Raw genomic sequence first — 19306 nt, forward strand, 5'->3', positions numbered from 1 at the left:
CGTCGCGTCCCCCTCCGCCATGCGCTCCCCTTCGCCCGCCGCGGCGGCGCCGATCACCGGCCTGCCGGTGGTCCATCTGGTCGACGACGAACCCGTGGTCCGCGAGGCCCTGGGCTGGCTGCTGCGCACCCGTCGCCTGCTGAGCGAGGCCCACCCCTCGGCCGAGGCCTTCGAGCGCATGCTGCTGAGCCGCGGCGACCGCGCCTACGCCGATCCGGCCTGCCTGCTGCTGGACATCCGCATGCCGGGGCTCAGCGGCATCGAGCTCTTCGATCGCCTGGTCGCGCGCGGCGTGCTGCCGCTGATGCCGGTGATCTTCCTGACCGGCCACGGCGACGTGCCGACCGCGGTGGCCGCCATCCAGCGCGGCGCCTTCGACTTCGTCGAAAAGCCCTTCTCCGACAACGCCCTGGTCGATCGCATCGAACGCGCCCTGGAGGCCAGCCGCAGCGCGCTCGAAGCCCGCCAGCGCCGCGTGCACTGGGCCGCCCGGGAGGCCGAGCTGACCGAGCGCGAGCGCGAGGTCATGCGCCTGGTCGTCGACGGCCGGCCGAACAAGCTGATCGCCGATGCCCTGGCCATCAGCGTGCGGACGGTGGAGGTGCACCGCGCCCGCGTCTTCGAGAAGCTCGGCGTCCGCTCGGCCGTCGAACTGGCCAACATGCTGCGCGAGTCGGCCGCGGGCTGAGGGCCGGCCTGCGGCGGCCGACAATCCGCCCATGTCTGCTGCCGTCCCCTCGCCGCCGCCCGGCGAATTCGACCTGATCGCGCGCTGCTTCCACCGCCACCGTGCGCCGCGTCCCGGCGTGCCGCTGGGGCCGGGTGACGACTGCGCGCTGCTCGCGCCGCGGCCCGGCATGCAGCTGGCCGTGTCCACCGACATGCTGGTCGAGGGCCGGCATTTCCTCTCCACCGTCGCGCCCGAGGCCCTGGGCCACAAGGCCCTGGCCGTCAACCTCAGCGACCTGGCGGCCTGCGGCGCCACCCCCCTGGCCTGCACCCTGGCGATCGCCATGCCGCGCGGCGACGCCGACTGGTTGGGCCGCTTCGCCGACGGCCTCTATGCCCTGGCCGACCGCCACGGCATCGCCCTGGCCGGCGGGGACATGACGGCCGGCCCGCTGAACCTCAGCCTCACCGTCATCGGCGAGGTGCCCACCGGCCAGGCCCTGCTGCGCCACGGCGCGCGGCCCGGCGACACCTTGTGGGTCAGCGGCCGGCTCGGCGATGCGCGGCTGGCGCTGGAAGGCTTCCGCGGCACGGTCAGGCTGCCGGGCGAGGTCTTCGACCGGGTCCGCTTGGCCATGGAGCGGCCCGAGCCGCGGGTGGCCCTGGGCCAGGCCCTGCGCGGCGTGGCCAGCGCGGCGCTGGACCTGTCCGACGGCCTGCTGGGTGACGTGCGCCACCTGCTGGCCCGCAGCGCCGAGGCCCTGGGCCGGCCGCAGCCGCTGGGCCTGCGGCTGGATGCCGACGCGCTGCCGCGCAGCGCCGAGCTGGCCGCCCAGCCCCTGGCCCTGCAGCGTCTGTGCACCCTGGCCGGCGGGGACGACTACGAGCTGGCCTTCACCGCCCCGGCCGGCGCCGAGGCGGCCGTGCGCGAGGCCGCGGCTCAGGCGGGCGTGAGCGTCACCCCGGTCGGCCGCATCGAGGACGAGACCGGCCTGCGCTGCGTCGACGCCGCGGGCCGCCCGGTCGCGGCCGATTACCTCGCCTTCGACCATTTCCGCGGCTGAGGCCGCCCGCACCCTCCGATCCCCGCCATGTCCCTCCGTGCCCGCCTCTCCCCCGGCCTGCTCGCGCTGGCCCTGGCCGCGCTGCCCGCCGCCGCCACCAACGGCTACTTCGCCCATGGCTACGGCCTGAAGGCCAAGGGCATGGGCGGCACGGCCACCGCGCTTGCGCAGGACGCCTTCGGCGGCGCGAACAACCCGGCCTCCTTCGCCTTCGTCGGCGCGCGCTTCGATGTCGGTGGCGATGTCTTCCGTCCGGTGCGCGATGCCGAGCGCGAAGGGGCGGTCGGCCTGCCCCTCGGGCTCTTCCAGCTCGACGGCGCGAGCCGCAGCCGCCGCGAGACCTTCCTGATCCCCGAGTTCGGCCTGAGCCGGCCGATCAACGACCGGCTGGCCTTCGGCCTCAGCGTCTACGGCAATGGCGGCCTGAACACCACCTACGCGCAGGGCCGCTACAGCTGCGTGCTGACCGGCTTCTCGAACAACCAGCTCTGCGGCCAGGGTGGCCTGGGGGTGGACCTGATCCAGCTCGTCGTCGCGCCCTCGCTGGCCTGGCGATTCGCCGAGCAGCAGGCCTTCGGGGTTTCGCTGCTGCTGACGGCGCAGCAGTTCCAGGCCCAGGGCCTGCAGGCCTTCGACAACACCATTCCGCTCTTCGACTTCACCAGCCGCAAGGGCAAGGTCACCAACCGCGGCAAGGACCGCAGCTACGGCGCCGGCCTGCGCGTGGGCTACCTCGGCCGCTTCTTCGACGAGCGCCTGAGCTTTGGCGCGTCCTATGCCACCCGCACGCGGATGAGCCGCTTCACGAAGTACGAGGGCCTGTTCGCCGAGCAGGGCGATTTCGACATCCCGTCGAACTGGAGCCTGGGCCTGGCCTACAAGTTCGCCCCGCGCTGGACGCTGGCCCTGGACGTGAACCGCATCCGCTTCAGCGAAGTCCGCTCGGTCGGCAACCCCAGCGCCGCGCCGGCCCTGCTCGGCGAGGCCGGCGGGCCTGGCTTCGGCTGGCGCGACGTCGAGGTGATCAAGCTCGGCCTGGCCTGGCAGGCCACGCCCGACCTGGTGCTGCGCGCAGGGGTGAACGTCGGCGACAACCCGATCCGCAGCGCCGACGTGACCTTCAACATCCTCGCCCCCGGCGTGGTCCGCAAGCACTTCACCCTGGGCTTCACCCAGCGCCTGGACGCGGCCAGCGAGCTGACCGGCACCTTCATGGTCGCGCCGCGCGAATCGGTGCGCGGCACCTCCTTCTTCGACCAGGCCTTCGGGGTGCCCGGCATCGGCGGCGAGGAGACGATCCGCATGCGCCAGCTCTCGCTGGGCCTGGCCTACGGCCGCAGCTTCTGAGCCGCGCGCTGCGCAGCGGCTCCTCCCGGCCCGCGATCTCGACGTCCTGCCCCCTTGTTCCCATGTCTGATGCTTCCCTGCCCCCGATCGCACCGCGCCGTGCCGACGCCCGCTTCCTGCGCGGCCATCCGGCGCGCTGGATCGCGCTGGGCTTCGGCGCGGGGCTCAGCCCGCTCGCGCCGGGCACGGTCGGCACGCTCTGGGCCTGGCTCAGCTTCCTGGTGCTGGATGTCTGGCTCGACGAGGCGGCCTGGGGCCTGCTGATCGCCGCCGGCCTGGGGGGCGGCTGGTGGGCCTGCACCCGCTGTGCGCAGCACCTCGGCACGGCCGACCCGGGCGCCATCGTCTGGGACGAGGTCATCGCCTTCTGGATCGTGCTGTGGCTGCTGACGCCGGCCGGCCTGCTGGAACAGACCCTGGCCTTCGCCCTGTTCCGCTTCTTCGATGCCGCCAAGCCCGGTCCGGTGCGCTGGGCCGACGGCCTGTTCAAGCGCCGCGGCCTGGGCGCCGGCGGCCAGGCGCCCCGCATCGGCTGGGCCCAGGGTTTCGGCATCGTCTTCGACGACCTGGTGGCCGCGCTCTGCACCCTGGTCGTGCTGGCGCTGCTGCGCTTCGCCGGGGTCTGAGCCCATGGACGCCCCGGACCCGGGCCGGCCCGCCCTGCTCGATGCGCTGGCCGAGGCCCTGCGCGCGCGCGGCCTGCGCCTGAGCACGGCCGAGAGCTGCACCGGTGGCCTGATCGCCGCCGCCTGCACCGAGCAGCCCGGCTCCAGCGACTGGTTCGATCGCGGGGTGGTCTCGTACAGCAATGCCGCCAAGACCGAGCTCCTCGGCGTGCCGGCGGACCTGATCGAGGCCGAGGGCGCCGTCAGCGAGCCGGTGGCCCGCGCCATGGCCGAAGGCGTGCTGCAGCGCAGCGCCGCCGACCTGGCCCTGGCCGTCACCGGCATCGCCGGCCCCGGCGGTGCGCGCCCCGGCAAGCCGGTCGGCACCGTCTGGCTGGCCTGGGCCTGGCGCGTCGCCGGCACGCCGTGCAGCGCCGCCCTGCGCCTGCAGCTGCCCGGCGACCGCCGTGCCGTGCGCGAAGCCACGCGGCAGGAGGCCCTGGTCCGTGCGCTGGACTGGGCCCATGCACAGCCGCGGCCGTCCGGCGAGGGGGGCGGTACCGCGCCGGCCCATGCCACCGCCGTCGTGCCACGCCCCGAAGCCCCCGTGGCCCTGCTGGCCGGGCGCTTCACCGCCGTCGAGCAGGCCGTCTGGGCCGAGGCCCTGCAGGCCGAGCTGGCCACGCTCGACCCGCCCTGGCGCCTGGTGAGCGATCCGGCCCAGGGCCCGGCCGAGGCGATCCGCCTGGCCTTCGTCGCCAATCCGCCGCCGGGTGTGCTGGCCGGCCTGCCGGCGCTGGCGGCGGTGCAGTCGCTGTGGGCCGGGGTGGACCGGCTGCTCGCCGATCCCAGCCTGCCCGCCGGCCTGCCGCTGGCACGCATGGTCGATCCGGCGATGAGCGCCGCCATGGCCGAGACGGCGCTCTGGGCCGTGCTGGCCCTGCAGCGCGGCTTCTTCGACTACGCGGCCCAGCAGCGTGCCGCGCAGTGGCGGCCGCTGCCGCAGCGGCGGGCCGACGAGACCACGGTGCTTCTGCTCGGCCTGGGCCAGATGGGCCGGGCCGTGGCCTGCGCCCTCGCCCCGCTCGGCCACCGCCTGCTGGGCTGGCGGCGCAGCGCCGAGGCGCCGCGGCCAGCCGGCCTGCCGCCGGGCCTGCGGCTGCAGCCGGGCGAAGCCGGCCTGCGCGCCGCCCTGGCCGAGGCGGACCTCGTCCTCAATCTGCTGCCGCTGACGCCCGCCACCCAGGGCTTCTTCGACGCGGCCCGCCTGGCGCAGATGCGGCCCGGCGCCGCCCTGATCCACCTGGCGCGCGGGGCCCAGCTGGTCGAGCCGGACCTGCTGGCGGCCCTCGACACCGGCCGCCTGCGCCACGCCGTGCTCGATGTCTTCGCGACCGAACCGCTGCCGGGCGACCATCCCTTCTGGCGGCATCCGCGCGTGACCGTGCTCCCGCATGTCGCTGCGCTGACCGACCCGCGCAGCGCGGCCCGGATCGCCGCCGCCAATGCCCAGGCCCTGGCCGAAGGCCGGCCGCTGGCCCACCGGGTGGACCGCGACCGCGGCTACTGAGGCGCCGCGGCGGCCGGCCGCTCAGCCGCGCCGCGGCGCGGCAGCCCGTGCCGGCGCGGCCAGCGGCAGGGCCAGGCTCAGCGCCAGTTGCTCCAGCGCGGCCCAGGGCGAGGCGGGCCAGCCCGGCTGCGGCAGGCCCTTGACGATGCCGTCGCAGCGGTGCGCATCGGCCAGGGCGGCGTCGAGCCGGGCCGCGTCCAGCCGCGGCAGGGCGCGCTCGTAGAGCGCCTCCTTCGGGCCCCAGATGCGCTGCTCGCGCAGCACCGCCGCCAGCGGCTGGCCGGCATCCAGGGCCAGTCGGCAGCGGCGCAGCGCACGGATGTCGTCGGCGATCGCCCAGTGCACCAGCACGGCCGCCTCGCCCTCGGCCTCCAGCCCGGCCAGCATGCGGCGCAGGCGTGCGATCTGGCCGCCGAGCAGGGCCTCGCCGAGCTTGAAGATGTCGTAGCGCGCGACCGGCAGCACCGCGGCCTCGATCTGCGCGGCCGACAGGGTGCCGGGCGGATGCAGCAGCGCGAGCTTGCGGATCTCCTGCGCGGCGGCCAGCAGATGGCCCTCCACCCGGTCGGCGAAGCGGGCCAGGGCCTGCTCGCCCTCGGGGCCGGGCGCGACATGCTGGCCCTGCGCGGCCAGGCGCCGCGCCAGCCAGGCCGGCAGCGCGGCGCGGCCGACCGGCTCGACCTTCACCACCACCCCTGCCGCCTCCAGCGCGCCGAACCAGGCGCTGTTCATCTGCATGCGGTCCAGGCGCGGCAGGCTGACGAGGGTCAGCGTGTCCTCCGGCAGCCGCGCGGCATGGGCCTGCAGCGCGGCGCTGCCGTCCTTGCCGGGCTTGCCCGAGGGGATGCGGATCTCGATCAGGCGCTTGTCCGCGAACAGGCTCATGGCCTGCGCCCCGCCGAGGATGCCGGACCAGTCGACATGCGCGCCGGCCACGGTGTGCACCTCGCGCTCGGTGTGGCCGGCCGCGCGGGCCGCGGCCCGGATCGCGTCGGCGGCCTCCAGGGCCAGCAGCGGCTCGTCGCCGTGCACGGTGTAGAGCGGTGCCAGGCCGCGCTGCAGATGCGCGGCCAGCTGATCGGCGCGGACCTGCATGGCCGGGGCCTGAAGCCGCGCGCCTCAGCGCGCCGCGGAGGCCGGCGGTGCCGGCAGGCGCAGCACCGCCAGACGGCGCAGCACCTGGGCCGAGATGTCGTCCTCCATCGCGCGGTAGAGCAGGCTCTCTTCCTGCTCCTTGGCCAGCGCGCTGCTCTCGTTGAAGCTCATGTCGCGGGTCTGCACCAGCTCGGCATCGGGGGCCAGCAGGCGGCCGTCCGGCGTGCGCAGGCGGAAGGCCAGCCGGCTGCGCAGCGTGAACTCGCGCACCTGGCCGGACGAGGTCTGCGCCGCGACCACCCGCTCGCGCTGGGCGAGCAGCACCTCGATCACCACCTGCGCCTGGCTGGCCGCGTCCACGATGCGGCTGCGGCCGTCGGCTTCGATGTCGCGCTTGAGGGTCAGCGCCAGCTGCGTGCCGCGCTCGCGGAAACCCTCCAGCGCGATCCGCTCGAAGGGCAGGCCGGTGGCTGCCCCGCGCAGCTGGAAGCCGCAGGCCGAGGCCAGCAGGGCCAGGGCGGCAGCCGGGCCGGCGCGCAGCAGGCGGCGGCGGGTGAGGGGGGCGGGGGCAGCTGCGGACATCGTGGGGCCTTCGACTTCAGACGACCAGGTTGACGAGGCGGCCGGGCACGACGACCACCTTCTTCGGCGGCTTGCCCTCGGTGAACTTCAGCGCGTCGGGCGAGGCCAGGGCGGCGGCCTCGATGGCGGCCTTGTCGGCGCCGGCCGGCACGCGGATCGCGCCGCGCAGCTTGCCATTGACCTGCAGCACCAGCTCGATCTCGTCCTGCACCAGCGCGGCTTCGTCGACGGCCGGCCAGGGGGCGTCGAGCAGCTCGCCGATCGCCGCCGCGTAGCCCAGCTGCTGCCACAGCGCGTGCGTGAGGTGGGGGCAGGCCGGGTAGAGCGCGCGCAGCAGCACGGAGACGGCCTCGCACAGCACGGCGGCATCGCCGTCGGATGCGTCCGGCGCATAGGCGTCGAGCGCATTCAGCAGCTTCATGCAGCCCGAGACCACGGTGTTGTACTGCATGCGCTCGTAGTCGTGGCTGACCTGGCGCAGCACCAGGTGCAGCTCGCGGCGCAGGGCCTTGGCCTCGGCGCGCAGCGGCGCGGCGGACAGGTCCGAGGCCGTCGCGCGGACCAGCGTGGCGGCCTGCTTCTGCGCGTAGGACCAGACGCGCTTGAGGAAGCGGTGCGCGCCCTCGACCGCCGACTCGTTCCACTCCAGCGTCTGCTCGGGCGGTGCCGCGAACATCACGAAGAGGCGGGCGGTGTCGGCGCCATAGCGGTCGATCAGCTCCTGCGGGTCCACGCCGTTGTTCTTCGACTTGGACATCGTGCCGACGCCCTGGTAGTCGATGGCGGTGCCGGCGGGCAGGCCGTCCTTGTCGGCCTTGAGCCGCGCGCCGACCACCTTGCCGCCGGCGTCCTGCACAGGCTCGACCTCGTGCGGCCAGAAGTACTCGATGCCGCCCTGCTCGGTGCGGCGCGAGTAGATGTGGTTGAGCACCATGCCCTGGGTGAGCAGCTTCCTGAAGGGCTCGCTCACGCGCACCAGCTTCAGGTCGCGCATCACCTTGGTCCAGAAGCGCGCGTAGAGCAGGTGCAGGATCGCGTGCTCGATGCCGCCGATGTACTGGTCCATCGGCATCCAGTGCTGCGCGCCGGCGCCGACCATGGCCTGGTCGTTCGCCGGATCGCAGTACCGCATGAAGTACCAGGACGAATCGACGAAGGTGTCCATCGTGTCCGTCTCGCGCCGCGCCGCGGCGCCGCACACCGGGCAGGTGACGCCGGCGTGGAAGCCCTCGTGCTTGTGCAGCGGGTTGCCGCTGCCGTCGGGGATGCAGTCCTCCGGCAGCACGACGGGCAGGTCCTGCTCGGGCACCGGCACCGCGCCGTGCTCGGGGCAGTGGATGATGGGGATGGGCGTGCCCCAGTAGCGCTGGCGGCTGATGCCCCAGTCGCGCAGGCGCCAGGTGATCTTCTTCTCGCCCAGGCCTTTCGCGGCGAGCAGTTCGGCGACGCGGTCGACGGCGGCCTTGTGATCCAGGCCGTCCAGCTCGCCCGAGTTCACGCAGACGCCGCGCTGCTTGTCGCCATACCCCTCGGCCCAGGCGGCGTCGCTGAAGGTCTCGCCCGGCACGGCGACGACCTGCTTGATGCCCAGCCCGTACTTCTTGGCAAACGCGAAGTCCCGCTCGTCATGCGCGGGCACGCCCATCACCGCGCCGTCGCCATAGCCCATCAGCACGTAGTTGCCGACCCAGACCGGCACCTCGGCGCCGGTCAGCGGGTGGGTGACGACCAGGCCGGTCGGCACGCCCTTCTTCTCCTGCGTGGCGAGTTCGGCCTCGGTGGTGCCCCCGGCCTTGCATTCGGCGATGAAGGCGGCCACCTCGGGGCGGCCCTGCGCGGCATGCAGGGCCAGCGGATGCTCGGGCGCGACGGCGCAGAAGCTGACGCCCATGATCGTGTCGGCGCGCGTCGTGAACACGTAGAGCCGCCCGCCGCCGATCGGCGCGCCGTCGGCGCCGGCGAGGGTGTGCGGGAAGGCGAAGCGCACGCCGCTGCTCTTGCCGATCCAGTTCTCCTGCATCAGCCGCACGCGCTCGGGCCAGCCGCTCAGGTAATTGGGATCTTCGGGGTCGGTGACGGCCGAGAGCAGCTCCTCGGCGTAGTCGGTGATCTTCAGGTAGTAACCGGGGATCTCGCGCTTCTCGACCAGCGCGCCGCTGCGCCAGCCGCGGCCGTCGATGACCTGCTCATTGGCCAGCACGGTCTGGTCGACCGGGTCCCAGTTGACGACCTGGGTGCGGCGCTCGCAGATGCCGGCCTCCAGCATCTTCAGGAAGAGCCACTGGTTCCACCGGTAGTAGGACGGCTGGCAGGTGGCGAGCTCGCGCGACCAGTCGATGGCCAGGCCCATGGCCTGCATCTGGCCCTTCATGTGGGCGATGTTGGCGTAGGTCCAGGCGGCCGGCGGCACCTTGTTCTTCATGGCCGCGTTCTCGGCCGGCAGGCCGAAGGCGTCCCAGCCCATGGGCATCAGCACGTTCATGCCCTTCATCCGCAGCTGGCGGGCGAGCATGTCGTTGATGGTGTAGTTGCGCACATGCCCCATGTGCAGCTTGCCGCTGGGGTAGGGCAGCATGGAGCAGGCGTAGAACTTCGGCTTGGCCGTGTCCTCGGTGACGCGGTAGGCATCGCGCGCGGCCCAGTGTGCGCGGGCGGCGGCCTCGACGGCCTGCGGGTCGTAGCGGCTGCCGTCGGCAGCGGAATCGGCGGGGGCTTGCGGGACGGCGCTCATGCGGCAGGGGGCGCGGACGCGCCCTCGAGGAAACGGGGGAACAGCGGGGAAACCGCGGGGGAAAGCGGTCGCGGATTCTAGGTGGCGGGTCCGCGGCCGCCCGATCCCCTCAGGGCTGGGCCTGGGTGATGAAGGCGATGCGGCTGAGGCCGGCGGCCTGCAGCGCGGCGATCAGGCGGGCCACCTCGCCGTAGGCCACCTCGCGGTCGGCCTGCAGATGCACCTCGGTCGCGGGGTCGCGCGCGGCCACGGCCCGCAGGCGCGCACCGAGCAGGGCGGGGGCGACGGTCTCTTCGCCGATGCGCAGCACGCCGGCGGCGTCCAGCCGCAGCTTCAGCGCCCCGGCCTGCGGCGGCGCGGCCGGGGCATCGGCCTGCGGCAGCCGCAGGCCCAGGCGTCCGGTGAGCAAGGGCGCGCTCACGAGGAAGATGACCAGCAGCACCAGCATGACGTCGATCAGCGGCGTCATGTTGATGTCGCTCATCGGCCGGGCCGGTGCGCGGCGTTCGAGGCGGCCGAAGGGCATGGGACGGCGCGGCTCAGGCCTGCGCGGCGCCGCCCGGCCCCGCCGCGAGGTCGCGTGCGCCGGGGCGACCGAGGCGCCAGGCGCGCAGGTCGTGGGCCCAGCCTTCCAGCTCGGCCTCGCAGGCGGCCAGGCGCTGGCCGAAGATGTTGTAGGCCAGCACGGCCGGGATGGCCACGGCCAGGCCCGCGGCGGTCATCACCAGGGCTTCCCCGACCGGCCCGGCGACGGCATCGATGCCCTGCACCTCGCTGCCGGCCAGGCCCAGCAGGGCCTTGGTCACGCCCCAGACGGTGCCGAACAGGCCGACGAAGGGGGCCGTGGCGCCGATCGAGGCCAGCACGACCTGGCCGGTCTGCAGACGGCCCAGGACGGCGTGCAGCGTGTCGCGCAGGCGGCGGGTCAGGCGGTCTTCGGCGGGCGCCTCGGCCGCCAGGCTGCCGGGGCCTTCGTCAAGCAGGGCCGCCTCGAGCAGCGCGGGCAGCAGGGCCTCGCGGTCCAGCGCCTGCAGCCGCTGGCGGGCCTGGGCGAGATCGGTGGCCGCCCAGAAGGCCGGCAGGGCCTGCGCCAGGTCGCGCCGCACGCGGCCCAGCACGCGACCGCGCCAGAGGATCAGCACCCAGGAGGCGACCGACATCGCGAGCAGCATCAGGGCCACCGCCTGGCCGACGGGATCGCCCTCCTGCCACAGGCCGCTCAGGCTGTTCATGGTCGCGCCCGGACGGCTCAGCCGAGGCCGAGCACGGCCTCCATGTCGAACAGGCCGGCGTCGCGACCGGCCAGGAAGCGCACCGCGCGCAGGCTGCCCTGGGCGTAGGTGGCCCGGCTGCTGGACTTGTGGCTGATCTCGATGCGCTCGCCGGTGCCGAGGAACATGACGGTGTGATCGCCAACGACGTCGCCGCCGCGCACGGTGGCGAAGCCGAGGGTGGACGGGTCGCGCTCGCCGGTCACGCCTTCGCGGCCGTAGATGGCGCAGGTCTTCAGGTCGCGGCCCAGCGCCTCGGCGATGACTTCGCCCATCTTCAGCGCGGTGCCGCTGGGCGCATCGACCTTGTGGCGATGGTGGGCTTCGACGATCTCGATGTCGTAGCCCTGGCTCAGGGCCTTGGCGGCCTGCTGCAGCAGCTTGAGCACGACGTTCACGCCGACGCTCATGTTCGGCGCCATGACGATGGCGATCTCCCGCGCGGCCGCGGCAATCTCGGCCTTGCCGGCCTCGTCGAAGCCCGTGGTGCCGATCACCAGGGCGACGCCATGGCGGCGGCAGGCCTGCAGATGGACCAGTGTCCCGGCGGGGCGGGTGAAGTCGATCAGCGCGTCGGCCCCGGCCAGCGCGGCATCGAGGTCGGCGGTGATGGTCACGCCGCTGGTCTGGCCGAGGAAGGCCGTCGCGTCCTGGCCGAGGGCCGGGCTGCCCGCGACGTCGAGGGCGCCGGCCAGCAGGCAGTCGTCAGCCGCCAGCACGGCTTCGATCAGCATGCGACCCATGCGGCCGGAGGCGCCGGCAATGGCGATGCGGTGGGGACCTTGGCTCATCGGGGATTCAGGGCTGTTCCAGCGGGGGGAAGGTACGGGTCGGGCCGCTGGCGGGCTTGGCCGGCGCCAGCGTGGCGGCGGCGGCCGGCGCGGCGGCCTTCGGCGCGGGCAGGGCCCGCAGCTGGGCCTCGCTCAGCTCCAGCACCGGCGGCTTGCCGGAGACCTTGCCGGTGTCGATGCTCTCGACGAAGTCGCGCTCGCTCGGCAGCTCGTCGGATTCGAGGCTCTCCAGCGCATCGCCGCGGAAGATCGCGGTCACCCGGCGCTGCTGGTAGGCGGTGCCGGCGCGGCGGATGGTGAACACATAGTCCCAGCGGTTCTCGTGGAAGGCGTCGGCGATCAGCGGCGAGCCCAGCAGTTCACGCACCTGGCTGCGGCTCATGCCGGTGCGTACGCGCTCGACCATCTCGCGGGTCACGACATTGCCCTGCACCACGTCGATCCGGTAGGGCGTGATCACGCCGAGCACACGGTCGCTCATCCGCGGCCCGGTGGGGGTCAGGCCGCAGCCGGTCAGCACCAGGCCGAGGCCGGCCAGCATCAGCGTCTGCCCGCAGGCTCGGAGTCGGGGATTGCTCATCGCAGGAGGGCCCGCAGGCCAGGGAGACGGTCGCCGCCGCAGGGCAGGATCCGCAAGCCACGGCGCCACCCAGGGGGCGGCCCGATATCATCGATTCATTCTAGAGGAGCCCCCCGGGGCGTCATGGAGGCCCCGATGAATCACGCCGACGAACTCAAGAGCAGCGGGCTCAAGGCCACGCTGCCCCGCATCAAGATCCTGGAGGTCTTCCAGACCTCGCCGGTGCGCCACCTGACGGCCGAGGATGTCTACAAGGCCCTGCTGAACGAGGGCGCCGACATCGGCCTGGCCACGGTCTACCGCGTGCTGATGCAGTTCGAGCAGGCCGGCCTGCTCTCGCGCAACCACTTCGAGAGCGGCAAGGCGGTCTTCGAGCTCAACGAAGGTCAGCACCACGACCATCTGGTCTGCCTGGACTGCGGCGCGGTCGAGGAGTTCTACGACGCGCAGATCGAGCTGCGCCAGCGCGAGGTGGCCGAGTCGCGCGGTTTCCGCCTCCAGGAACATGCCCTGGCCCTCTACGCCCATTGCGACAAGAGCGACTGCGCCCGGCGCCGCGAGCGCGGCGGCCGCTGAAGCGCGCGCGGGTTCAGAGCCCGCGTTCCATGGCCGCCTGGTGGCGGGCGATGAACTCGCGGTAGGTGTCGATGCCGCGCAGCTGCAGCACGGTGTTGCGCACGGCGGCCTCGACCAGCACCGCCAGGTTGCGGCCCGCATCCACCGCGATCACCACCTTGCGCACCGGCACGCCCAGCACCGTCTCGTAGAGCGGCTCGTTGGGCAGCCGCTCGAACTCGCGGTCCATGGTCTCCAGCCGCACCAGGTGGACGATCAGCTTGAGCCGCATCTTCCGGCGCACCGCCGTCTCGCCGAAGATGGCCTTGATGTCGAGCAGGCCGATGCCGCGCACCTCCAGCAGGTTCATCAGCAGGGGCGGGCAGCGGCCCTCGATGGCAGTCTGGGAGATGCGGAACAGGTCGACCGCGTCATCGGCCACCAGGCCGTGGCCGCGTGAGATCAGCTCCAGGCCCAGTTCGCTCTTGCCCAGGCCGGACTCGCCGGTCAGCATCACGCCCAGGCCCAGGATGTCGAGGAAGACACCGTGGCGCGTCGTGCGCTCGGCGAAGTGCTGGGCCAGGAAGGTGCGCAGCACGTCGATCACGTGGCCGGCGGATTCCGCCGTCACGAACAGCGGGATCTCCGCGCGCTCGCACATGGCCACCAGGCGGTCGGGCGGCGTGACGCCGTCGGCCACGATCAGCACCGGCGGCTCCAGCGTGACGATGCGCGAGATGCGCCGCTCCTGGTCTTCCGCGCTGCTGTGGCCGAGGTAGCGGGCTTCGCGCAGGCCGACGATCTGCACCCGGTAGGGATGCAGGTAGTTCAGGTAGCCGACCAGGTCCGCCGCCGACTGCGCATCGCGCACCGCGATCTCGTCGAAGCGGCGCTCGGGATGGGCATGGCCGGCGATCCATTCCCAGCGAAGCGAGGCCCGGTGCGTCTCGAACAGCGCCTCCGCGCTGATGACATCGGCTTTCATGGCCCCGATCCTAGCGGGGCCGGCCGCTCAGGCCACCGTCTTCAGCGGCGCCCAGCCGTCGATGAGGGCATGCACCGCGACGGCCTCGGCTTCGGTTTTCAGGCGCTCACGCAGCTCGCGGTCGGACAGCAGCTCGGCAATCTCCGAGAGGATCTCCAGGTGCCGCTGGGTCGCGGCCTCCGGCACCAGCAGGAAGATCAGCAGGGTGACGGGCTCGTCGTCCGGCGCGTCGAAGGGGATGGGCTGGCGTGTGCGCAGCACCGCCGCGAGCGGGTTCTTCAGGCCCTTAATGCGACCGTGCGGGATGGCCACCCCATGGCCGAGGCCGGTGGACCCGAGACGCTCGCGGGCGAAGAGGTTGTCCGTCACGGTCGCGCGGGCGATCGCGTGGCGGTTCTCGAACAGCAGTCCGGCCTGCTCGAAGACGCGCTTCTTGCTGGTGGCGTCCACATCCACCAGCACATTGCTGATGGGCAGGATGGTCGAGAGACGGTTCATCGAAACGACGCGGCGGTTTTGACGCTGAAGCTGGGCCGACGCTGCTGCAAAAAGTGGAAACGATTATAGAAACGCGCCGACATCCTGCCGGCCGCGTGTCGGTTGCGCTCCGGCAACGGCGCGTGCAGCGGGCTTCGGACACGAAAACGGCCCCCGCAGGGGCCGTGCTGTTCGGTGCGCCGGCCCGTCGGAGGGCGCGGCGCGGCGGCGATCAGGCCACGCCGGAAAGCTGCTGCTTCTTGATCGATTCGTGGTGATGGTCCTGCAGGCGATCCTTGTGGCGGATCACCTGGCGGTCCAGCTTGTCCATCAGCTCGTCGATCGCGGCGTACAGGTCGGCATGGGCGGATTCGACATAGATGTCGCGTCCCTTGACATGCAGATTGACCTCGGCCTTCTGGCGGCGCTCCTTCTCCTTCAGCTTCTCCACGCTCAGAACCACGGTGACATCGACCACCTGGTCGAAGTGGCGGGTGATCCGGTCCAGCTTGGTCATCACGTACTCACGCAAGGACGGAGTCACCTCGAGATGGTGTCCGCTGATCGTCAGATTCATGGGAACTCCTTTCACGGGAAGGACGGAGGCTGATCGGCCCCCGGGGCCTGCAAGACCGGATGTCTGCAGGCTTGAGCCCAGACTACGCCTGCGGCTCTCGCCTGACAAGCCGATGTCCAGCCGCCGCCGGTGGACGCCCCGCCGCCGCACGGGACCCGGTGCGATACTGCACGCTGTTCCGACGCTACGGAGTCACCTTGGATCTTCCCTCGCATCCTCGGTGACCGCCGCTCCGACCGCAGGCACATGGCCCAGGGAGCGCGCGGTCGCCCCCTGACCGGCCCCCGCCGGGCTTCGCCCGCCGGCCGTGCCCGTTCCATCCGTTTGGTCGGAGCTCCCCCATGCTGAATGTCTTCACGCTGGCCCACGGCCGGCTGTTCCAGGAAGAGATCGAGAGCGCCGAGGCGCTGGCCCATGTCGAGCCCGTGTGGGTGGACCTGGAGAACCCCAGCCCCGAGGAAAAGGGCTGGATCGCCGGCCGCTTCGGTCTCGTCATCCCCGAGAACATCGTCGACGACGACCTCGAGGAATCGGCGCGCTTCTACGAGGACGACGAAGGCCAGCTGCACCTGCGGACGGACTTCCTGCTCGACGACGACGAAGAGCGCGGCTCGCGCAACGTCCGCGTCGCCTTCATCCTGCACCGCAAGGTGCTGTTCTCCGTCCATGCGGAGGACCTGCCGGTCTTCCGGCTGCTGCGCCTGCGCGCGCGACGCATCCCGGCGCTGATCGAGGACGCGAAAGATGTGCTGCTCAAGCTCTACGACGCCGACACCGAGTACTCGGCCGATGCGCTCGAGGGCGTCTACGACGCGCTGGAGCAGGTCTCGCAGCGCGTGCTGCGCTCCGCCGTCAACGACGAGGCCGCGGCCGAGGCCCTGGCCGCCATCGCCCGCCAGGAAGACCTGAACTCGCGCATCCGCCGCAATGTGATGGACACCCGCCGCGCGATCAGCTTCATGATGCGCAGCCGCATGCTGGGCGCCGAGCAGTTCGAGGAAGCCCGCCAGATCCTTCGCGACATCGACAGCCTCGACAGCCACACCGCCTTCCTCTTCGACAAGATCAACTTCCTGATGGATGCCACCGTCGGCTTCATCAACATCAATCAGAACAAGATCATCAAGATCTTCTCGGTGGCCAGCGTCGCCTTCCTGCCGCCGACCCTGATCGCCAGCATCTACGGCATGAACTTCAAGGTGCTGCCCGAGCTGGACTGGTCGCTCGGCTACCCCTGGGCCCTGGGCCTGATGGTCGCGAGCGCCATCGCCCCCTTCCTCTACTTCAAGAAGCGCGGGTGGTTGGGGTGAGGCCCGCGGCTCCAAGCCGGCTGGTGCCGGCTTGGACGGGCCGAACCGCCCGAGCGCTGCGAGGGCGTGGGGTGGGCCCGGGCGTCCCGCCCGGGCCTGGGGTGCGCATCGCTCCCCGCCGGTCCCGCCAGACTCGACCCCGGCCCCTGGACTCCGGCCTCCAATCCCGACCCGGCCCATGCCCCTCCGCACCCAACTCCGCCTCCTCGCCGCCGCCGCCCTGATCGTGCTGTGCGTCTTCCTGCTCTGGCTGCGCCATGCCGAGAGCCTCTGCCTGGCGCAGGGCGCCCGCTGGGCCGAGGGTGAGTGCCACTTCGACGAGCGTGAGCCGAGCCGGGCCGTGCCGCTCGGCCGCGTGCCCTTCCCCCCCGCCCCCGCGGCCTCCCGGTCGTGAGCCCACGCCCGCCCCTCGCGCCGCCCCGCACGCAGCGCACCGTGCTGCGCGTGGTGGCCGCGGTGCTGCTGCTGGTGCTGATGTTCAGCCTGGTCGGCCCAGTGCTGGCGGTGCGTTTGCAGGCGCAGGGCCACAGCGCAGCGGCCATCGGCTTCGTGCTGATGCTGCCTTTCGCGACCGTGGCCTGCGCGCTGCCGCTGCTGCCCCGGTTCTTTGCCCGCTTCGGCCTGGGCCCGATGCTGCGCGCCGGCCTGGCCCTGGAGACCCTGGCCACCGGGCTCTATCTGCTCAGCCCCGACTTCCGCTGGGTCTGCGCCGCCGGCGTGCTCTGCGGCCTGGGCGCAGCGGCGGCCTGGAACGGCACCGAAGCCCTGATCGCCCACCATGCGCCGCCGGCCGCCCGCGGCCGCTGGACCGGGCTGTACCAGACGGCCCTGGGCGGCGCCCTGGCGCTCGGCCCCTTTCTGCCCGGCCTGCTCGGCCTGGGCACGCAGGGCGCGCTGGGCCTGGCCCTGGCGGGGCAGATGGGGGCGGTGCTCATCTGCCTGGGCCCCGCCGTCGATGCCCTGGAGGCCGGCCCGCCTGGCGCGCCGGCGCATGGCAGTGGCTGGGCACTCCGGCAGCGGCCGGGCCTGGTCTGGTGTGCGCTGGTGGGCGGGGTCTTCGAAGCTGGCCTGGCCGCGCTCTCGGCGGCCCAGGGCGCGGCCCTGGGCTGGACGCTGGGCGCGGCCACGGCGCTTGCCGGGGTGCTGGGCATGGGCAGTTTCCTGCTGCAGTACCCGGCCGGGCATGCGGCCGATCGCTTCGGCGCCCGGCCCCTGCTGGCCGGTGCCGCCGCGCTGCTGCTGCTGGCGACCCTGCCGCTGGCCTTGGGCGCCCCGGCCGAGCCCTGGCTGTGGCCGGCGGTGGCGGCCTGGGGCGGGGTCGGCGGTGCGCTCTACACCCTGACCATGATCCGCACCGCCCAGGCCTTTGCCCGCCAGTCGGCCCTGGCCGGCACGGCGGCGGTGATCGGGGGCTACACGGTCGGCGGCGCGGTCGGCCCGCTGATCAGCGGCAGCCTGCTCGACCGGGCCGGCCTGCCCGGCCTGGCCAGTGGCCTCTGCCTCCTCGCCCTCAGCGTGGCCGTGCTCGCCTGGCGGGAGCGGCCGGCGGCCGCGGGGGACGGTCCGGCGGGCTGAGCGCGCGACAGACCGGGACGATCCCCTCAGCGCCCCAGCACGCGATCGGCCAGGGCCTGGGCGCTGAGCCAGGCCCGCTCCAGGCCGTCGAGCGGCAGGTCGGCCAGGGAGGTGCCCTGCCAGCCGTCGCCGCAACTGCCCAGGCCGCGCGCGGCCGACCAGCCGCAAGGTCCCGCGGCGGGCTGCAGCATCTGGGCGTAGCGCCAGCGGTGGACGACGGCATGCACCGGCGTCGCGTCCGGGGCCGCATCGCCCAGGGCCTCCCTCAGGGCCTGCAGCATGGGCGCGAGCAGGGCCTCGGCCGGCGTGTCGATGGCGCTCAGACTCCAGTCGGCCCGGGCGTGGGCGGTCCAGCGCGTCGGAGCGCAGCCGACGGCGCCTGCGTCGAAGGCGTCCTGGCGGAAGGCCAGGGCCAGCGGACCCGCGGCGGGTCGCAGCAGGCGTGGCCCGCCGGGCTGGGCGGCGGGCCAGGCCGCCATCAGGGTGATGCAGGCGGCGCTCGGGCAGGCGGCGAGCGCCGCGGCCTGGGCCGGGTCGTGCGGCTGCAGCAGGGGCACGGCCTGCTCGGCCGGCACGGCCAGCAGCACGGCCTCGAAGCGGGCGTCGCCCAGCGCGGCGCGCGCGGTCTCTTCGGCAAGCACGAGCTGCCAGCCCGCGGCCTCGCGCTGCAGGCCGCGCACGGTGGCTTCGGTCAGCAGCCGCAGGCCGCGGCCGACGAGTCGCTCGCGCAGGGCCTGGGGCCAGGCGTTCATGAAGGGGGCGCCGCGCCAGGCGGGTCGGCCGGAGGGCTCGGGGTCGAGCAGGCGCTGGCCGGCCGGCGCCGCCTGCAGCAGGCCTTGGGCCGCGGCCTCCGCCACGGCGGCCCGGAAGGCCGGCGTGCGGGCCTGGAAGGCCGCCGCCCCATGGTCGAAGGGGCCCACCGGGCTGCGCCGCGTCGCGCAGCGGCCGCCGGGGCCGCGGCTCTTCTCGAGCAGGGTGACCTGCAGGCCGGCGTCCAGCAGGCGGGCTGCGACCTGCAGGCCGGCCAGGCCGGCACCGACCACGGCGATCGTCTGGGGCGTCATGGGCCGCGATCCTTCAGCGATTGGCCTGGCGCTTGAGCCAGCGCATCAGCGCGCCGACGCCGGGCAGCTTCTCGTAGAGCTCTTCGGCCGCGTCCCAGTAGTCGCGGTGCAGCGCGATGCGGCCGTCCGGCGCGAACCGCAGGTGGCTGCCGCCATGCACGGTCTGAAGCGCCGGGCTGAAGCGGCGGAAGTGGAAGAGGAAATCCCAGACCAGGAAGCACTGGTCGCCCTGGACGATGGCTTCGCGCACGATGAAGCGCGGTTCGCGCAGCGCGACGAACATGTGCGTGAAGATCGCGCGGATGGCGGCTTGGCCCTGCACCTGGTTGAAGGGGTCCTTGAAGACCGCATCGGGCGCGTAGAGCGCGTCGAGGCGCTCGACATCGCCCGGCTGCAGGGCTTCGAAGGCCGCGATCACGCGGTGCACGCGTGGATCCGCGCAATCGGCGACGGGCATG

At 73.3% G+C, this 19306-nt stretch carries 21 protein-coding genes; 9 read left to right on the top strand and 12 right to left on the bottom strand.

The window, feature by feature from the left end; translation table 11 throughout:
* The first annotated feature begins 19 nt into the window (after nt 1–19).
* From H4F90_RS07780 to H4F90_RS15575, 5 genes are all read left to right on the top strand, one after another.
* Nucleotides 20–688: a response regulator transcription factor gene (locus H4F90_RS07780; RefSeq protein ID WP_182663238.1), complete on the top strand. Its 669-nt coding sequence runs from the start codon at nt 20–22 to the stop codon at nt 686–688.
* Nucleotides 689–719: 31 nt separating this feature from the next.
* A complete protein-coding gene (thiL, locus tag H4F90_RS07785) occupies nt 720–1733 on the top strand; it encodes a thiamine-phosphate kinase (RefSeq protein ID WP_182663240.1) in 1014 nt (337 codons plus the stop codon).
* A 27-nt stretch (nt 1734–1760) separates the two neighbouring features.
* Nucleotides 1761–3080 carry an OmpP1/FadL family transporter gene (locus tag H4F90_RS07790; protein WP_182663242.1) on the top strand — a complete coding sequence of 440 codons (1320 nt, stop codon included), beginning with the start codon at nt 1761–1763 and terminating at the stop codon, nt 3078–3080.
* A 62-nt stretch (nt 3081–3142) separates the two neighbouring features.
* Nucleotides 3143–3706 (top strand): phosphatidylglycerophosphatase A family protein, encoded by a 564-nt coding sequence (locus H4F90_RS07795; RefSeq protein WP_182663244.1) that lies wholly within the window; start codon nt 3143–3145, stop codon nt 3704–3706.
* A 4-nt stretch (nt 3707–3710) separates the two neighbouring features.
* Nucleotides 3711–5255, top strand: coding sequence for a nicotinamide-nucleotide amidohydrolase family protein (locus tag H4F90_RS15575; protein WP_182663246.1), 1545 nt, complete (start codon nt 3711–3713; stop codon nt 5253–5255).
* A 21-nt stretch (nt 5256–5276) separates the two neighbouring features.
* Here H4F90_RS15575 and holA read toward each other — a convergent pair whose 3' ends face one another.
* From holA to H4F90_RS07835, 7 genes are all read right to left on the bottom strand, one after another.
* Nucleotides 5277–6350, bottom strand: coding sequence for a DNA polymerase III subunit delta (holA, locus tag H4F90_RS07805; RefSeq protein WP_182663248.1), 1074 nt, complete (start codon nt 6348–6350; stop codon nt 5277–5279).
* A 24-nt stretch (nt 6351–6374) separates the two neighbouring features.
* The gene (locus H4F90_RS07810; RefSeq protein ID WP_182663250.1) at nt 6375–6932 is read right to left on the bottom strand and encodes an LPS-assembly lipoprotein LptE; all 558 of its coding nucleotides are present in this window, start codon (nt 6930–6932) and stop codon (nt 6375–6377) included.
* Nucleotides 6933–6948: 16 nt separating this feature from the next.
* A complete protein-coding gene (gene leuS, locus H4F90_RS07815) occupies nt 6949–9663 on the bottom strand; it encodes a leucine--tRNA ligase (protein ID WP_182663252.1) in 2715 nt (904 codons plus the stop codon).
* 109 nt (nt 9664–9772) lie between these two features.
* Nucleotides 9773–10189 carry an ExbD/TolR family protein gene (locus tag H4F90_RS07820; protein ID WP_182663254.1) on the bottom strand — a complete coding sequence of 139 codons (417 nt, stop codon included), beginning with the start codon at nt 10187–10189 and terminating at the stop codon, nt 9773–9775.
* A 13-nt stretch (nt 10190–10202) separates the two neighbouring features.
* Nucleotides 10203–10895 (bottom strand): MotA/TolQ/ExbB proton channel family protein, encoded by a 693-nt coding sequence (locus H4F90_RS07825; RefSeq protein ID WP_182663256.1) that lies wholly within the window; start codon nt 10893–10895, stop codon nt 10203–10205.
* A 17-nt stretch (nt 10896–10912) separates the two neighbouring features.
* Nucleotides 10913–11725, bottom strand: a complete 813-nt coding sequence (dapB, locus tag H4F90_RS07830; protein WP_182663258.1) for a 4-hydroxy-tetrahydrodipicolinate reductase — start codon at nt 11723–11725, stop codon at nt 10913–10915.
* Between the two features lie 7 nt (nt 11726–11732).
* Nucleotides 11733–12305 carry an outer membrane protein assembly factor BamE gene (locus tag H4F90_RS07835; RefSeq protein WP_235972111.1) on the bottom strand — a complete coding sequence of 191 codons (573 nt, stop codon included), beginning with the start codon at nt 12303–12305 and terminating at the stop codon, nt 11733–11735.
* Nucleotides 12306–12440: 135 nt separating this feature from the next.
* Between H4F90_RS07835 and fur the strand changes: the two genes are divergently transcribed.
* Nucleotides 12441–12881: a ferric iron uptake transcriptional regulator gene (fur, locus tag H4F90_RS07840; protein WP_182663260.1), complete on the top strand. Its 441-nt coding sequence runs from the start codon at nt 12441–12443 to the stop codon at nt 12879–12881.
* Between the two features lie 13 nt (nt 12882–12894).
* On the opposite strand, the gene hprK is transcribed toward fur, so the two are convergent.
* From hprK to hpf, 3 genes are all read right to left on the bottom strand, one after another.
* A complete protein-coding gene (hprK, locus tag H4F90_RS07845) occupies nt 12895–13845 on the bottom strand; it encodes an HPr(Ser) kinase/phosphatase (protein WP_182663262.1) in 951 nt (316 codons plus the stop codon).
* 27 nt (nt 13846–13872) lie between these two features.
* Nucleotides 13873–14343: a PTS sugar transporter subunit IIA gene (locus H4F90_RS07850; protein ID WP_182663264.1), complete on the bottom strand. Its 471-nt coding sequence runs from the start codon at nt 14341–14343 to the stop codon at nt 13873–13875.
* A 211-nt stretch (nt 14344–14554) separates the two neighbouring features.
* A complete protein-coding gene (gene hpf, locus H4F90_RS07855; protein ID WP_182663266.1) occupies nt 14555–14899 on the bottom strand; it encodes a ribosome hibernation-promoting factor, HPF/YfiA family in 345 nt (114 codons plus the stop codon).
* Nucleotides 14900–15240: 341 nt separating this feature from the next.
* On the opposite strand from hpf, the gene corA reads away from it, so the two are divergent.
* The 3 genes from corA (at nt 15241) to H4F90_RS07870 (ending at nt 17784) form a co-directional block, all read left to right on the top strand.
* Complete coding sequence (corA, locus tag H4F90_RS07860) at nt 15241–16209, top strand: magnesium/cobalt transporter CorA (protein ID WP_182663268.1); 969 nt, start codon at nt 15241–15243, stop codon at nt 16207–16209.
* 178 nt (nt 16210–16387) lie between these two features.
* The gene (locus H4F90_RS07865) at nt 16388–16603 is read left to right on the top strand and encodes a hypothetical protein (RefSeq protein WP_182663270.1); all 216 of its coding nucleotides are present in this window, start codon (nt 16388–16390) and stop codon (nt 16601–16603) included.
* The gene (locus tag H4F90_RS07870) at nt 16600–17784 is read left to right on the top strand and encodes an MFS transporter (RefSeq protein WP_182663272.1); all 1185 of its coding nucleotides are present in this window, start codon (nt 16600–16602) and stop codon (nt 17782–17784) included. The genes H4F90_RS07865 and H4F90_RS07870 overlap by 4 nt, the downstream gene beginning before the upstream one ends.
* A gap of 26 nt (nt 17785–17810) precedes the next feature.
* On the opposite strand, the gene H4F90_RS07875 is transcribed toward H4F90_RS07870, so the two are convergent.
* Together H4F90_RS07875 and H4F90_RS07880 are read right to left on the bottom strand one after the other, a co-directional pair.
* Nucleotides 17811–18848, bottom strand: coding sequence for an NAD(P)/FAD-dependent oxidoreductase (locus H4F90_RS07875; protein ID WP_182663274.1), 1038 nt, complete (start codon nt 18846–18848; stop codon nt 17811–17813).
* A gap of 13 nt (nt 18849–18861) precedes the next feature.
* Complete coding sequence (locus H4F90_RS07880) at nt 18862–19305, bottom strand: nuclear transport factor 2 family protein (protein WP_182663276.1); 444 nt, start codon at nt 19303–19305, stop codon at nt 18862–18864.
* Between the last annotated feature and the right edge of the window lies 1 nt (nt 19306).

Origin of the sequence: Aquariibacter albus (genome assembly GCF_014145335.1) — a bacterium.
GTDB classification, from domain to species: Bacteria; Pseudomonadota; Gammaproteobacteria; order Burkholderiales; family Burkholderiaceae_C; genus Aquariibacter; species Aquariibacter albus.